General features: G+C 39.7%; 15 protein-coding genes. 4 read left to right on the top strand and 11 right to left on the bottom strand.

All coding sequences use genetic code 11. The features are described 5' to 3' along the window. Positions 1 to 26: 26 nt before the first annotated feature. The 3 genes from AC2IP4_RS04375 to fabB form a co-directional block, all read right to left on the bottom strand. Complete coding sequence (locus tag AC2IP4_RS04375) at positions 27 to 1,040, bottom strand: aspartate-semialdehyde dehydrogenase (RefSeq protein ID WP_486310590.1); 1,014 nt, start codon at positions 1,038 to 1,040, stop codon at positions 27 to 29. Beyond that, a complete protein-coding gene (locus AC2IP4_RS04370; RefSeq protein WP_486310589.1) occupies positions 1,040 to 2,170 on the bottom strand; it encodes a 4-phosphoerythronate dehydrogenase in 1,131 nt (376 codons plus the stop codon). The genes AC2IP4_RS04375 and AC2IP4_RS04370 overlap by 1 nt, the downstream gene beginning before the upstream one ends. 147 nt (positions 2,171 to 2,317) lie before the next feature. After that, positions 2,318 to 3,529 (bottom strand): beta-ketoacyl-ACP synthase I, encoded by a 1,212-nt coding sequence (fabB, locus tag AC2IP4_RS04365; RefSeq protein WP_060991413.1) that lies wholly within the window; start codon positions 3,527 to 3,529, stop codon positions 2,318 to 2,320. 120 nt (positions 3,530 to 3,649) lie between these two features. On the opposite strand from fabB, the gene mnmC reads away from it, so the two are divergent. Beyond that, entirely contained in the window at positions 3,650 to 5,692 is a 2,043-nt protein-coding gene (gene mnmC / locus AC2IP4_RS04360) for a bifunctional tRNA (5-methylaminomethyl-2-thiouridine)(34)-methyltransferase MnmC2/FAD-dependent 5-carboxymethylaminomethyl-2-thiouridine(34) oxidoreductase MnmC1 (RefSeq protein WP_486310588.1), read from the top strand. Between the two features lie 138 nt (positions 5,693 to 5,830). Here the strand turns inward: mnmC and AC2IP4_RS04355 are convergent, their stop codons facing one another. Both AC2IP4_RS04355 and AC2IP4_RS04350 read right to left on the bottom strand, forming a co-directional pair. Continuing rightward, positions 5,831 to 6,805, bottom strand: a complete 975-nt coding sequence (locus tag AC2IP4_RS04355) for a lytic murein transglycosylase (protein WP_375320890.1) — start codon at positions 6,803 to 6,805, stop codon at positions 5,831 to 5,833. 2 nt (positions 6,806 to 6,807) lie between these two features. Then, positions 6,808 to 7,089 (bottom strand): YcgL domain-containing protein, encoded by a 282-nt coding sequence (locus AC2IP4_RS04350; protein ID WP_375320891.1) that lies wholly within the window; start codon positions 7,087 to 7,089, stop codon positions 6,808 to 6,810. Between the two features lie 183 nt (positions 7,090 to 7,272). Here AC2IP4_RS04350 and minC point away from each other — a divergent pair, with 183 nt between their 5' ends. From minC to minE, 3 genes are read left to right on the top strand one after another with little or no spacing between them, the layout of a single operon-like run. Further along, positions 7,273 to 7,938: a septum site-determining protein MinC gene (gene minC / locus AC2IP4_RS04345; protein ID WP_375320892.1), complete on the top strand. Its 666-nt coding sequence runs from the start codon at positions 7,273 to 7,275 to the stop codon at positions 7,936 to 7,938. 24 nt (positions 7,939 to 7,962) lie between these two features. Further along, positions 7,963 to 8,775 (top strand): septum site-determining protein MinD, encoded by an 813-nt coding sequence (gene minD / locus AC2IP4_RS04340; RefSeq protein WP_060991418.1) that lies wholly within the window; start codon positions 7,963 to 7,965, stop codon positions 8,773 to 8,775. A gap of 2 nt (positions 8,776 to 8,777) precedes the next feature. Beyond that, the gene (gene minE / locus AC2IP4_RS04335; RefSeq protein WP_060991419.1) at positions 8,778 to 9,038 is read left to right on the top strand and encodes a cell division topological specificity factor MinE; all 261 of its coding nucleotides are present in this window, start codon (positions 8,778 to 8,780) and stop codon (positions 9,036 to 9,038) included. Positions 9,039 to 9,114: 76 nt separating this feature from the next. Here minE and rnd read toward each other — a convergent pair whose 3' ends face one another. The 6 genes from rnd to tsaB form a co-directional block, all read right to left on the bottom strand. After that, complete coding sequence (gene rnd / locus AC2IP4_RS04330) at positions 9,115 to 10,236, bottom strand: ribonuclease D (protein WP_375320893.1); 1,122 nt, start codon at positions 10,234 to 10,236, stop codon at positions 9,115 to 9,117. 141 nt (positions 10,237 to 10,377) lie between these two features. Then, positions 10,378 to 12,060, bottom strand: a complete 1,683-nt coding sequence (fadD, locus tag AC2IP4_RS04325) for a long-chain-fatty-acid--CoA ligase FadD (protein WP_486310587.1) — start codon at positions 12,058 to 12,060, stop codon at positions 10,378 to 10,380. 182 nt (positions 12,061 to 12,242) lie between these two features. Beyond that, positions 12,243 to 13,112 (bottom strand): alpha/beta fold hydrolase, encoded by an 870-nt coding sequence (locus AC2IP4_RS04320; RefSeq protein ID WP_375320895.1) that lies wholly within the window; start codon positions 13,110 to 13,112, stop codon positions 12,243 to 12,245. Positions 13,113 to 13,117: 5 nt separating this feature from the next. Beyond that, a complete protein-coding gene (locus tag AC2IP4_RS04315; protein WP_486310586.1) occupies positions 13,118 to 13,666 on the bottom strand; it encodes a Slp family lipoprotein in 549 nt (182 codons plus the stop codon). Positions 13,667 to 13,686: 20 nt separating this feature from the next. Then, on the bottom strand, positions 13,687 to 14,001 hold the full coding sequence (locus AC2IP4_RS04310; protein ID WP_486306612.1) for a chromosome partitioning protein ParA: 315 nt from the start codon (positions 13,999 to 14,001) through the stop codon (positions 13,687 to 13,689). Between the two features lie 57 nt (positions 14,002 to 14,058). Further along, positions 14,059 to 14,760, bottom strand: a complete 702-nt coding sequence (gene tsaB / locus AC2IP4_RS04305; protein ID WP_486306613.1) for a tRNA (adenosine(37)-N6)-threonylcarbamoyltransferase complex dimerization subunit type 1 TsaB — start codon at positions 14,758 to 14,760, stop codon at positions 14,059 to 14,061. Positions 14,761 to 14,767: the final 7 nt, after the last annotated feature.

Raw genomic sequence — 14,767 nt, 5'->3', positions numbered from 1 at the left:
CTTAAATCATAAATTAATTACAATGATTAGTAATAATCACGAATTAATACTTCAGCAATTTGTACTGCGTTTGTTGCTGCACCTTTACGTACGTTATCTGCAACAACCCACATATTTAGTCCCATAGAATGGCTAATATCTTCACGAATACGAGCAACCATTACATGGTCTTTACCTGTCGCATCACTTACTTGTGTTGGGTAATCATTTCCATGAAATACTTCAATTCCATCCGTTTCTTCAAGTAAGCGAGTAGCTTCTGCTGCATCAATAGGTGCACGAGTTTCAACATGAACCGCTTCAGCATGGCCATAGAATACAGGAACACGTACACACGTTGGGTTTACTGTAATAGTATCGTCAGCAAAAATTTTCTGCGTTTCCCACACCATTTTCATTTCTTCTTTGGTGTAGCCGTTATCCATAAACTCATCAATGTGTGGTAAGCAGTTAAATGCGATTTGTTTATCGTATGCTTTATTCTCTGCTGGTAGGCCATTTAATAACTTAGCCGCTTGACCTGCAAGCTCATCAATACCAGCTTTGCCTGAACCAGACACTGATTGGTATGTTGATACGTTAATTCGGTCAATACCCACAGCATCGTGAATTGGTTTTAATGCAACTAACATTTGAATCGTTGAACAGTTAGGGTTCGCGATAATGTTACGGTTACGGAAATCAACAAGTGCTTCTGGGTTTACTTCAGGGATCACTAATGGAATATCGTGATCGTAACGGAAGTGTGATGTATTATCGATAACAACAACACCTGATTCCGCTGCAATTGGGGCCCATTTTTCAGAAAGTTCACTACCTGCAGAAAATAGACCAATTTGTACTTGACTCCAATCGAACTCTTCTACATTTTCAACGGTTAATGTTTTACCATCAAAACGAACTGTTTTGCCTTCGCTACGTTCAGACGCTAAAAGATATAAATTACGTACAGGAAACTTACGCTCTTGTAATACACTAATAATTGCTTCGCCAACGGCACCAGTTGCGCCAAGAATGGCAACATCAAATTCTTGAGTCATTAGACTTCCTCGATTGTAAATCCAAGTTGTTGTAACGGGGTAAGACCACAATTTTTATCGCCTGTGATCGTGATAGCACTGTATTCTCTTCTATCCCAATAATCCTTACGCATTTTATCAAATGCACCGACAGTTGAGATCTCTTTTCTAAATACGGCATCATCTTTTCGCACATCATAGACTAACTGAATCAAATTGTGCAGTGTTGAATGATCCCATTGCTGATTTAATGTCACATTAGGGATTGGGGCTACTGGCAATAAACTCTGTGGTTCTGCTCGTTCTTCGCGATTTAAAAACTCACAATAAGAGTTAAAAATCATCGTCGTACCACGAGCTTTTCCCTCTAAACCATAGCCTGCAATATGTGGCGTTGCAAAAGAGAGTAATGGCAATAAATCCATATCTACTTGCGGCTCAAACTCGAAAACATCTAATACCGCTTTAAAACTGTCTTGCTTTAATAGACGCTGTTTTAATGCTTGATTATCAACAACTGGCCCACGAGCGGCATTAATTAAGATTTGATTATCTCGAAGTTCTGATAATTGAGTTTGATCGATTAGATGATAAGTTGGAAATTCACCATCTCGGGTAATTGGAGTATGAAGAGTAATAACGTCTGAATGTTCCAATAGCTTATCTAAAGAAACAAATGCACGAGTATCACCTTCTTGCTCTTTAATCGGATCATTCAATAAATAAGAAATGTCTAATGCATCTAGGCATTGTGCAAGATAAGAACCAACCTGCCCCGCACCAATAATCCCAAATGTTTTACCAAAGATAGAAAAACCATGCTGCTGAGCCAATACCATAATGCAACTTAGTACGTATTCAGCAACACCTACTTTGTTACAACCAGGCACGGCTGTAAAATAAATTCCTTTATCTTTTAATAAAACCTGATCAACATGATCCATACCTGCGGTTGCTGTACCAACAAATTTCAGTTTATTGGCTTTACTTAATAACTCCGCATTCACTTTAGTCACAGAGCGGATCATTAACGCATCAACATCAATTAAATCATCAGCAGTTAACGTTCGCCCAGACTTAGCGATAACCTCACCTAATTCACTAAAGAGATCGGCCGCATAAGGCATATTTTCATCAATCAATATTTTCATATTTTCAATATCTGTCCTTTAGGTTTATAAATTCAGTGTATCACTGCGCTCTATTAAGCAACATCAGTATCGTCATAAAAAATAGATATAAAAAAACCCAGTCAATTGAATTAACTGGGTTTTTATTACTTATGCTTTACGCAAATATTACGCTTCGTATTTCTTAATTACTAGCGTTGCGTTTGTCCCACCAAAGCCAAAGCTGTTAGACATAACAGTTGTTAGTTTTTGATCACGTTTTTCAGTAACGATATCAAGACCTTCAGCTGCAGGATCTAATGTTTCAACGTTGATGCTTGGCGCGATAAAACCGTGCTCTAGCATTAGCGTTGAGTAAATAGCTTCATGAACACCAGCGGCACCTAGTGCGTGGCCTGTCATTGCTTTAGTTGCAGAGATTGCTGGACTGTTCGCGCCAAATACTTCTTGGATAGCACCTAGCTCTTTTGCATCACCAACAGGTGTTGATGTACCGTGAGTATTCACGTAATCAACGCTGTCTACATTTTGCATTGCCATCTTCATACAACGAACTGCGCCTTCACCTGACGGTGCTACCATGTCGTAGCCATCTGATGTTGCACCGTAACCTACGATTTCACCGTAGATTTTAGCGCCACGAGCAAGTGCGTGTTCAAGTTCTTCGATAACAACCATACCGCCGCCGCCAGAGATAACGAAACCGTCACGATCGGCATCGTAAGTACGAGATGCTTTTTCTGGTGTGTCATTGTATTTCGATGATAGTGCGCCCATCGCATCAAACATCATCGTTAATGACCAATCTAGCTCTTCACCACCACCAGCAAACATTACGTCTTGTTTACCTAGTTGGATAAGCTCTACTGCGTGACCAATACAGTGTGCTGAAGTTGCACATGCAGAACTCATCGAGTAGTTAACACCGCGAATTTTAAACGGAGTTGCAAGACATGCAGAAACCGTAGACGCCATTGTACGTGGAACCATATATGGACCAACACGCTTAACGCCTTTTTCACGCAAGATATCTACTGCATTTACTTGGTTTAGTGATGATGCACCACCAGAACCAGCAACGATACCTGTACGGTCATTTGAAACTTGATCTTCTGTTAAGCCAGAATCTGCTACTGCTTGCTCCATTGAAATGTAAGCAAACGCAGCCGCATCACCCATGAAACGCATTTTTTTGCGATCGATGTGTTCTGCAGGGTTCATTTTCAAATCGCCCCAAACATTACTGCGCAGACCCTTTTCAGCGAACTGTTCAGAGAAGTTAATACCTGATTTACCAGCTTTCAGAGACTCTAATACTTCTTCTGCATTGTTACCGATACTTGAAACAATGCCCATGCCTGTAATTACGGCTCTTTTCATGATTCTTTCCTAATAAGTCATAAATCTTGGTAGATAATAGCGAAGATAGCACAACAAAGTGGTCAGCTTTCCTATAAGTCGTTAAAATCCGACGTAGATTATCTTTAATGGTACAAATTTATGTCACGTAACCACACTTTACCACAAAACAGCATCACAAATGCAGTCCTTGATTGGAATGAGTCTGGCACGCCGGTCTCAAATGATTTTGGTGATGTCTATTTTTCTAACGATAATGGGTTAGAAGAAACACGATATGTTTTCTTGCAACAAAATCATCTACCACAAAAATGGCAGGAATATGACCAACGTCGTTTTGTTATTGGTGAAACTGGATTTGGTACGGGATTAAACTTTCTTGCCGTGTGGCAATGGTTTAAAACCTTTAGAGAACAAAATCCTGACGCCCCTCTTAAAGAGCTTCATTTCGTTAGCTTTGAAAAATTCCCAGTAACCAAAACAGATTTAATTAAAGCCCATCAAGCGTGGCCTGAATTGGCTGAATTGGCTGAACAGTTACAAGAACATTATCCTGCCGCTGTGCCTGACTGTCATCGTTTAGTACTGGAAGATGGCATGATAACACTCGATCTCTGGTTTGGTGACATAAAAGATTGCATGCCACAAATTTGGATGGACGATAACGGTATTATTGATGCATGGTTCTTAGATGGCTTTGCACCAAGTAAAAACCCTGAAATGTGGAATCAAGACTTGTTCAATAATATGGCAAGCCTTGCTAAAGAAGGCTGTACTTGCGCCACCTTTACGGCAGCAGGTTTTGTTCGTAGAGGCTTGATTGAAGCAGGCTTTGATATGAAAAAAGTCAAAGGCTTCGCTCATAAAAGAGAAATGATTGCAGGTACATTAACAGAGCGTAAAACAAAAGCGAACCATGCAGTTTGGTATGCTCGTTCAACTCCTGAAGATATTACTGATGTGGCTATCATTGGCGGTGGCGTTGCCAGTGCAGCATTGGCGACAACACTGCTTCGTCGTGGTGTAAAAGTAACGGTTTATTGTAAAGATGATAAAGCGGCACAAGGGGCATCAGGTAATAAACAAGGGGCAGTTTACCCACTACTTAATGAGAAGTTTAATTCATTATCACGATTCTTTGCGCCCGGTTTTATTTTTGCTCGTCAGTTTATCGACCAAGCCGCGAAACACGCCGAATTTGATCACGATTGGTGCGGTGTAACCCAACTCAAATGGGATGAAAAATCAGAAAATAAACTAAATAAAATGCTAACGGCTAATTTCCCTAACGAATTAGTTACTGCGTTTAATAAAGAAGAAACCAATCAACATGTTGGATTACCAATCAATATGGAGAGCGTTCATTACCCTCTTGGTGGTTGGCTGTGTCCAAAACAGCTTACTCGTGGCCTATTTGAACATTTATCAAATAATCCATTATTTACTCTTCATTGTGATGTAGAAATAACCGGACTAGCACAGGGTGAAGCAAAGCAATGGACTCTTTCATCAAATAAAGGGGCTTACCTACACCAAGCAGCAGTGGTTGCAAATGGGCATAAATTTACTGATTTTGAGCAGACCAAAGACATTCCAGCGACTCCTGTTCGAGGGCAAGTAAGTCATATTCCTACAACAGAATCATTGAAACAATTGAAAACAGTACTGTGTTATGACGGCTATTTAACGCCTGAAAATACCAAACATCAAACTCACTGTATTGGCGCAAGCTACGATCGTCGTGATTTAGACTTAGCGTTTAACGAATCAGATCAAATAGAAAATGGCGATCGCCTAAAAAAATGCATTCCTAATGAAGCTTGGGTGAAAGAGGCAGATACGTCTGACAATCACGCTCGTGTTGGCATTCGCTGTGCCAGTCGTGATCACCTGCCATTTCTTGGTAATGTGGTTCGTTTTGAGGATATGCAAGAAGAGTACAAATATATCTATAAAAAACGCCACTGGTTACGTGAAGCGAAAGATATTCCTGTCTATGAAGGTCTGTTCTGTATGCTGACATTAGGTTCAAGAGGATTAAGCTCTGCCCCACTACTGGCTGAGACCTTAGCATCACAGATCATGGGAGACCCAATTCCGCTACCAAATACAGTACTTGAAGGATTGCACCCAGGAAGATTGTGGGTGAGAAGATTGCTAAAAGGAAAGCCGTTGGATATTTAAATCCTCAAGAGCAGAGCGGTCGCAAGCTCCCTTTAAGACGGAATAAATTCCTTGAGACGCTTCGCTGGAGAAATTCTCTAGCGAAGCGTCTTAAGTAAACGCAGTTTGCGCCCTCAAGCAGCTCGCTGCGTCTCGCTTTTACTTAATAGAATCTGCCAAGTGACTCACCGCCAGCGCAAAGTAATGCGAACGGTTCCAATCCATTAATACTTGGTAATTATTGTAAACAAGGTAAGCACGGCCATCTTTGTCATCTGGTTGCACTAACCATGCTTCGATATCTACATCAGGTAACGCTTTGCCCGTTAAACGACGAACACCCAATTCTTGCCATTGAGCTAATGTCTTACCTTTTTCTTCAGATAAACCTTTTAAACTTTCAGCATCCAACGATTCAGGTAACTGAACTTGACGACCCCAAGTATAAGTATCATCCCAGCCCACTTGTTTTAAATAATTTGCAGCTGAAGCAAATACATCGGCTTCGGTAGTCCAAATATCTTTACGCCCATCATCATTACCATCAACAGCGTAAGCTAAGAATGAAGTCGGCATAAATTGACACTGCCCCATAGCTCCTGCCCATGAACCTTTCATGTTTTCAGGTGTAATGTGACCTTGTTGTAAAATGGTTAATGCAGCCATCGTTTGTTTTTTGAAAAATTCTTCGCGGCGACCGTCATAAGCTAATGTCGTCAATGCCTCAATAACATTGTAACCGCCAGTTAATTTACCAAAATTACTTTCAACGCCCCATAACGCAACAATAAAACGAGGCTGAACACCATATTCATTTCCAATTCGGTTTAATTCTTTATAGTGTTTTTGATATAAATCGTTCGCTTGTTTGATTTTCCACTTCGGCACAGCACGTGGAATATACTCATCTAACGTTAATTTTTTTTCTGGTTGGCTACGATCTGATTTGACCGCTTTTTCTTTGAATGCAATATCTTTAAATGCACGCTCAAGAATAGGATCTGAAATACCAATGCCTCTCGCTTCATTTTTTAATTCTACAATATAGTCCTGAAATTCCCCTTCTGGAGTATTTGCTGTTACCGATGTTGCCATGAGCAAACTGACTATCCCTAGCAGTAATTTTTTCTTCATTATTATCTCTCTTTTCGTGCAGCTTTATCTTTTTTATATTTTTCAAGCAAATTTTCTGGTGGTGGTGGAAGTTGTAAAAAGAAACCTTCTTCTTTTATTGCTGTTTTCACCTTCTCAACATCAACTGAAGCTAATGTTCTACCCGCTAAATTTACCACCATAACCATGGTTGGAGTACCAAACATGGTCATTAATTCTTTAGGAACAGGAGTAAAATCATCTTTTTTTTCAATATAAAGATAAGCACCCTGTTTTTTGGTACTTTTGTAAACTGAACAGAACATTTTATAACCTATTTTTGAAAGGATTGGGCCTACTCTCAACTTAACGCATTCAATCAATGTCTATTTGATGAGAGCCCTACTAAAAAGTACACTTAAGACAATAAGATAACTTGCTGTGCGGTCAAACTGACTATAACATGGTATCAGATTTGTGGTATTAAATTTATCAAGATACAGAATAGCATGACAAAAACAGCCGATTTAAAGGGCAGTAATTTCACCCTTTCAGTATTACATTTACCTAATGATGACATCGCAAAAGCTCTAAATATGCTTGAAGAAAAAGTGGCTCAAGCACCTTCTTTTTTTGCTTCTGCTCCTGTTGTGGTCAATATTGAAAATGTATCGAATGAAATTAACTTTGTTGATCTAAAATCTGGTGTCGAACGCACTGGTATGATCCCTGTAGGGATTACGGGCTGCAAAGATAAAAATAAACAGGCTCAGGCAACCGCAGCTGGTTTTGCAGTGATGACCTCTTTTACACCTCAACAAGTAACACAAAAAGCCAATATGCGGCCAACGATGGTAGTAAAAACACCAATTCGTTCAGGACAACAAGTGTACGCAAAAGATGCTGACCTTGTGATTTTAAATCATGTAAGTCCTGGGGCTGAAGTTATTGCTGATGGTAGTATACATATACATGGAACCTTGCGTGGCAGAGCAATTGCTGGAGCAAGTGGACAAGCAGAAGCAAAAGTCTTCTGTAAAAACTTACAAGCTGAACTGATTTCCATTGCGGGTAATTATTGGTTAAGCGACCAAATTGACAAAGAGTATTGGCATCAAAATGTCATGATCACTATGGTCGAAGACCGTATTCAGATCGATACCCTCACGTTATAGCACAACATAAAAGGAATAATAAAAATGGCACGTATTGTCGTTGTGACTTCAGGCAAGGGCGGCGTAGGTAAAACTACTTCTAGTTCTGCTATTGCATCCGGTCTTGCGCTGGCTGGCAAGAAAACTGCAGTAATCGATTTTGATATTGGTTTACGTAACCTTGATTTGATCATGGGTTGTGAGCGTCGCGTTGTTTATGATTTTGTAAATGTAATCAATGGTGAAGCAACACTAAACCAAGCATTAATTAAAGATAAGCGTGTAGGTAATTTATTTATCCTTCCGGCTTCTCAAACTCGTGATAAAGACGCACTAACTAAAGATGGTGTACGTCGAGTTCTTGATGAACTTATCGCTATGAATTTTGACTTCATTATTTGTGATTCTCCTGCGGGTATTGAAGCTGGTGCATTAATGGCGCTATATTTTGCTGATGAAGCAATCATCACAACGAACCCTGAGGTTTCTTCTGTTCGAGATTCTGACCGTATTCTTGGTATCCTAGATTCGAAGTCTCGCCGTGCAGAAGATGCGCTTGAGCCAGTAAAACAGCATTTATTGCTAACTCGTTACTGCCCTGCTCGTGTAAACCAAGGTGAAATGCTAAGTGTTGGTGATGTAGAAGAAATTCTAAATATTCCACTACTAGGGGTTATTCCTGAAAGCCAATCTGTACTGAACGCATCAAATAAAGGTGTTCCAGTTATTTTTGACGAAGAATCAAATGCAGGCTCTGCATACCAAGATGCAGTAGACCGTCTGTTAGGCAAGGAAGTTTCATTCCGCTTCTTAGAAGAAGAGAAGAAAGGTATCTTTAAACGACTATTTGGAGGTTAAGCATGGCATTGCTTGAGTTTTTCAGACCACAAAAAAAAGCCACTGCTAACATAGCTAAGGAAAGGCTACAGATCATCGTTGCAGAACGCCGTAATGGCGGCCCTGCTCCTTCGTATTTACCACAATTAAAAGAAGATATTCTTAAAGTGATCAGTAAATACGTAAACGTAAGCCCTGATATGGTAACAGTATCTCTTGAACAAAAAGAAGAAGACCTATCAGTATTAGAGCTGAATGTGACTCTGCCAGAAGATGACCATTAATCCCCATGATTAATATCGGATATTAAAAAGGGTGACTATCACAGTCACCCTTTTTTGATCAAACAGATAATGACTATTATCTCTCAAGTACTGACATAAAACGAGCTTCTAATAATTTACCACGCCAGCCTTGAACAACATCCGGTTTACATTCAGGCGCACACCCTTTTTTCCATTTCCAAGATAACAACTGGTTTAATTGCTTTTTCGACGCTAAGAATTCAGGCATTAAACCTGATTCTTCTGAAGCTTCTTTTACTTCATCCTTTAATAACTTAAATATTTGCTTGTAGCCAGGGTAATCCATTAAACGTGTAATCACTTCAGGATACTCATCGGCAGAAAGCTCATCAGCTAAGTAAGTAAAACGCAATAACTTCCCACCATGGCGTTGTACTTCTCTTGGATCAAATGCTTCTTTTAACATCTGCTCTTTACTACGCAGGCTAAAACGCGCTAATTTCCATAAGCTTAGTTCATGCACAACAAAATTAACTGCTAAATCACGTTTTCTTGCTTCTTCTAAACGCCATTTTGCGGCCATTTTTAGAATCGCTAATTGTTTAGGATTCAGTTGCCACGCATTCTTAATATCTCGATACGCTTGCTCTGCATCTGGTTGCTTTTCACGTTTTCTTACTGCAAGAGTCGATTCTTGGTATGCTGCATCAGTCCATTCTGTTTGTGCTAATTCCGCTTGTAACTTTTCAAATAATGGTAATAAATAATGTACATCTGCTGCTGCATAGTTTAATTGCTTATCAGATAAAGGACGCGCCATCCAATCTGTGCGAGATTCACCTTTATCAAGATCTACACCTAAGTAATCAGAAACAAGTTTTGCAAAACCTGTCGACAATCCATAACCTAAAAATGCAGCCATGATTTGAGTGTCAATCATTGGCGTTGGCATACAACCCGCATAATGTTGAAACACTTCTAAATCTTCACCACACGCATGAAGCACTTTAGTTACCGATTCATTTTTTAATAAACCCCAAAGCGGTGTTAAATCATCAATTTCAACGGGATCTACTAAAGCTAATGTCTCGCCATCAAACATTTGAATTAAACCTAAGCGAGCATATAACGTTCGTGTTCTTACAAACTCAGTATCTAACATTAAAAATGGTTTACTACTTGCTTGCTGACAGATCTCAGCCAAACGCTGACTCTGAGTGACGATTTCAAATTTCACTATTCTTCCTTAAAAATTAATAAGGCAAGATAGCTTAACCTCGAAAAACTAAGCTATCTTGTCTCTATTATTTATATTTATTATAAAAATAATGCCAGCGATCATAGGCTGGCATTATCATGTTTCTATATAGTAACTAAATTATGCGTTTTCTTCTGCTTTATATTCATCTCGCAGTTCACGACGCAAAATTTTACCTACGTTTGTTTTTGGAAGATCATCTCTGAACTCAACAATACGAGGAATTTTATAACCAGTTAGATGCTTACGGCAATGAGCAATCAACTCATCCTTAGTAAGGCTTGGATCGCGCTTAACAACACAAATACGAACCACTTCACCTGATGTTGGGTGTGGTTTACCTACAGCAGCAACTTCTAACACTTTCCCATGAAGCGCAACAACATCTTCAATCTCATTTGGATATACATTAAAACCTGATACTAAGATCATGTCTTTTTTACGGTCAACAATGTGTAAGAAGCCTTCTTCATCAAATTTAACGATGTCACCCGTGCTTACCCAACCATCATTAGTGATCATATCTTTAGTAGCTTCAGAACGGTTCCAGTAGCCTTTCATTACTTGAGGACCACGAACTTGAAGCTCACCTATTTGATCATTCGCAACAACATTGCCTTCTTCATCAACTATTCGCACTTCAGTTGACGGAACGGGTAAGCCAATCGAACCATTATATGATGTTAGGTTATGAGGGTATGCGGCAACCAATGGAGAACACTCTGTTAAACCATAACCTTCTAATAAGTAACAACCAGTATGCTGCTGCCATTTTTCAGCAACGGCACGCTGCACAGCCATACCACCACCAACAGATAAACGAAGGTTACTGAAATCTAATTCGTGGAAATCTTCATTGTTCACTAATGCATTAAATAACGTATTTACGCCTGTAATTGCAGTGAATGGGTATTTTTGCAATTCTTTAATAAAACCTGGAATATCACGTGGATTCGTAATTAGCAGATTACGACCGCCCATTTCAATAAACAATAAACAGTTTACGGTTAATGCAAATACATGATACAGAGGTAGAGCTGTCACAATAAGCTCGCGGCCTTCGGTTAAAACCGGACCATAAGCCCCTTTTGCTTGCATTACGTTAGCAATCATATTGCGATGAGTCAGCATTGCGCCTTTTGCTACGCCTGTAGTACCGCCTGTGTATTGTAGGAAGGCTAAGTCTTCACTATCAATAAATGGCTTGATGTACTGCATTCTACGCCCTTTACGTAATGCATTACGCATTGATGTCGCATCTGGCAAGTCGTATTTTGGCACCATTTTTTTCACGTACTTAACCACGAAGTTAACAATTGTGCCTTTTGCTCGAGGCAGCTGTTCACCTAAGTTAGTTAAAATTACGTGTTTTACTGGCGTATTATCTACAATCTCTTCTAGCGTACTAGCAAAGTTTGACACAATAACAATTGCCGCAGCACCTGAGTCTGTTAATTGATGCTCTAACTCACGTGGCGTATAAAGTGGATTAACATTTACCGCGACCATACCTGCACGCAGCACACCAAATAATGCAATTGGGTATTGCAGTAAGTTTGGCATCATTAACGCAACACGATCACCTTTTTTAAGCTTCAGTTCATTTTGTAAATAAGCAGCAAAAGCACGACTGCGCTCTTCTAACTTACGAAATGTCATTACTGAACCCATATTAATAAATGCTGGTTGATCGGCATACTTATGAACCGACTGCTCAAACATATCAACCAATGAGCTATATTGGTCTGGGTTAATTTCTGCTGGTACGTCTTCTGGGTAACGTGAAAGCCAAACTTTATCCACGCTTTTCTCCTATTCTATATGCGACTTATTGCTCTTTTAGCAATAGTTCAAAACAGTGATCATTATCACTTTTACGAGTAGACTATTTACTCTACAAGTATAGTCAACTAATTTTATTATCAATTCTCCATTCGGTTGCTATTTAACCATAAATGAAGTCTTTTTTTAAATATGTGAAGCAACTATGTGGTTATTTTGTTAACAAGGGCACCAATATGGGTACTAATTTGCTCAGGGTATTCTAAATGACAATGATGCCCCCCCTCTATTTGGTAACATTGAAAATCTGAAATATAACGATAACGATGAGACTTTTGCTTTAAATGACCATAGCCGTCATTACCAATAACAGCAATTACGGGGCACTCTATTTTTGAGAGTAATGATAAAGCATGCGCTTCACTCATTCGATATAAAGAATCGCATTTTACTTTTGCATCCGTTCTCCATTTCACATCACCACCTTTTGATACCAATGAACGAAGTACCATAGGCTCTACCAGGTGTTCAGGAAGCTGATTAACTTTAGATCGTAATTCAATTGCGGACTGGTGATCTTTTAATGTGCGCTGAGGCTTATTACGATAACGCTGACGACTTAAGATCCCTTGACGTATTCTGTCGGAAATCTCAGTTTCTTCTTCACTCAATGGACCTAACCCTTCAATCATCATTAATGCGGATACTTTCTCAGGAAATACGGCACAATAGGCACTTGCAATTAACGCTCCTAAAGAATGCCCAATTAAAACCACCTGCTCTAATTTGATGTGCAAAATGATTTGGTGAAGATCATCAATATAATCAAAGAAATGATAAAAATTATCATGCCCTTTATGGGATGACAATCCATGCCCAAACCAATCTACAGCAATTAAATGGTGGTGAGGATTGTGTTTTGCATACGCTTCCATCGTTGTTTTGAACGTCGCAGCATTATCTTGCCAGCCATGTAAAAACACCAACGTTTGATGAATTTCTTCCGGTTTAATTTCCATGACAGCCAGTAAACCATGGTGCAATGAAAATGTAGATTCCTGAAATGAAATCATTCTAACTATTTCACTTCTTGTACGACTTTACCTCGTCGGCTTTCAATACTACGCTGATGAAAGCAACGAGCACCAGTACAAGGCATATAACTCATATCTATATCATTACTCATCACGTACTCTTGAATTTGCCATAAATGCAAAGCAGAGCCGTTTATCACAGGGAAAGGATACAAAAACTCCCCAACATTCGCTTCTTCAATGCCCATCGACTGCCCTAAAACAGTCACTAATCGTCCAACAGAATAAGTAATAGGATCAATAAAACCATCAAGATAAACAACAAAGCGTCCAGTTGGTTCTTGAGAGAGGTCGGGCTTACCTGATGAGGAGATAGGGAGATTCACAATTTCAATGCGAGTCGTGTCTTTTAGGTTATCAATACGAGCAATAACACCACCTAAGCGAACTTCGACATTTTCATCATTTTGAGCAGCAGTAACAAAAGCGTTATACTCAATAAGTGTATTGGTCTGAGACGAGGTTAATTCTTTAGGAAGGGAGCTGCAACCCGCAAGAAATAAAATACAAAGAAACAGTAATGAAGATTTCATAAATATCCTTAATTAAATGTTTAGATATACAGGTCGACACCGACGAGCTGTGCAAGTTCCTCTCTGCGTTTTTGCAACATAATATCCATATACTCTTCCATCGCTTTACGATTTCCACCTTCTGGTAAATCATAATGAATACGGGAATTAGCATATTCGGATGCGTTAAGTTGCTTTACTTGATTGGTTATCGCAGTAGCCACTTTAGAAGGTTGAGCAACCATGGCCTTACTGCCACCCGTTTTCTTAACCTGACTTTTCTTTTCAACGGCTTGCTGCTTTTGTACCTTTTGATTCGGTACTAATGCTGGCGGTAGCCCATGAATTGATACCATAGTGACCTTTCTTTATTTATCAAAAAACGGGGAGCGGCGTCCCCATTCATTTATCTATTATTCACGACCTGGAAGTTTTTTCCACGTCACAGTATCACGGACATAAACAGGCGCAGATTCTTCTACTGGCAGTGCCAAACCTTGCTCAAACTTCTGTTGTGCAAGTAATGCCATGTCTTCAGCATCAGGATAAAGTATATCTGATGCTTTACGCTCTAATGGTAATTCTGCTAATGCTTCTGTATACGCATCCCAACCAGTGCCTACGGTTAACCATTCACCAGACTGTTCTGGTAAATAGGTAGCTAGTCCTTCAGGAACAGAAACTGTTTCAGCAACATTATAAGTCCAAGTACCATCACCGTTACGTTGGTACATACCAAAGTATACTTCCCCCATACGCGCATCAATCGCCGCCGCAACGTGTGTAGCGCCATGCACTCGGTAACCCGCTTGAGCCATCGCTTCTAATGTAGAAATACCCACCATAGGTAAATCGGCACCAAACGCTAAACCTTGAGCAATTCCAATACCGATACGAACGCCGGTAAAACTACCTGGACCTTGACCAAATGCTAACGCATCTAAATCTTGTAAGCGCACACCCGCTTCTTTTAATACTTCATCAACAAAAGGAAGTACTTTAATAGTGTGCTCACGCGGTGCCACTGCACGTCGAGAATAGACTTTTCCATCAACAATCAATGTAACAGAACAGTTTTCAGTGGCGGTATCTACCGCTAAAATTTTTGCGCTCATTAATGCC

The sequence above is a fragment of the Aliivibrio thorii genome, from assembly GCF_057368585.1.
This window is presented reverse-complemented; position numbering and strand designations above follow the sequence as displayed.

Bases quoted from the DNA above. Each gene is read 5' to 3' on its own strand.
- AC2IP4_RS04375 (WP_486310590.1), bottom strand. From the start codon at position 1,040: ATGACTCAAGAATTTGATGTTGCCATTCTTGGCGCAACTGGTGCCGTT.
- AC2IP4_RS04370 (WP_486310589.1), bottom strand. From the start codon at position 2,170: ATGAAAATATTGATTGATGAAAATATGCCTTATGCGGCCGATCTCTTT.
- fabB (WP_060991413.1), bottom strand. From the start codon at position 3,529: ATGAAAAGAGCCGTAATTACAGGCATGGGCATTGTTTCAAGTATCGGT.
- mnmC (WP_486310588.1), top strand. From the start codon at position 3,650: ATGTCACGTAACCACACTTTACCACAAAACAGCATCACAAATGCAGTC.
- AC2IP4_RS04355 (WP_375320890.1), bottom strand. From the start codon at position 6,805: ATGAAGAAAAAATTACTGCTAGGGATAGTCAGTTTGCTCATGGCAACA.
- AC2IP4_RS04350 (WP_375320891.1), bottom strand. From the start codon at position 7,089: ATGTTCTGTTCAGTTTACAAAAGTACCAAAAAACAGGGTGCTTATCTT.
- minC (WP_375320892.1), top strand. From the start codon at position 7,273: ATGACAAAAACAGCCGATTTAAAGGGCAGTAATTTCACCCTTTCAGTA.
- minD (WP_060991418.1), top strand. From the start codon at position 7,963: ATGGCACGTATTGTCGTTGTGACTTCAGGCAAGGGCGGCGTAGGTAAA.
- minE (WP_060991419.1), top strand. From the start codon at position 8,778: ATGGCATTGCTTGAGTTTTTCAGACCACAAAAAAAAGCCACTGCTAAC.
- AC2IP4_RS04320 (WP_375320895.1), bottom strand. From the start codon at position 13,112: ATGATTTCATTTCAGGAATCTACATTTTCATTGCACCATGGTTTACTG.
- AC2IP4_RS04315 (WP_486310586.1), bottom strand. From the start codon at position 13,666: ATGAAATCTTCATTACTGTTTCTTTGTATTTTATTTCTTGCGGGTTGC.
- AC2IP4_RS04310 (WP_486306612.1), bottom strand. From the start codon at position 14,001: ATGGTATCAATTCATGGGCTACCGCCAGCATTAGTACCGAATCAAAAG.
- tsaB (WP_486306613.1), bottom strand. From the start codon at position 14,760: ATGAGCGCAAAAATTTTAGCGGTAGATACCGCCACTGAAAACTGTTCT.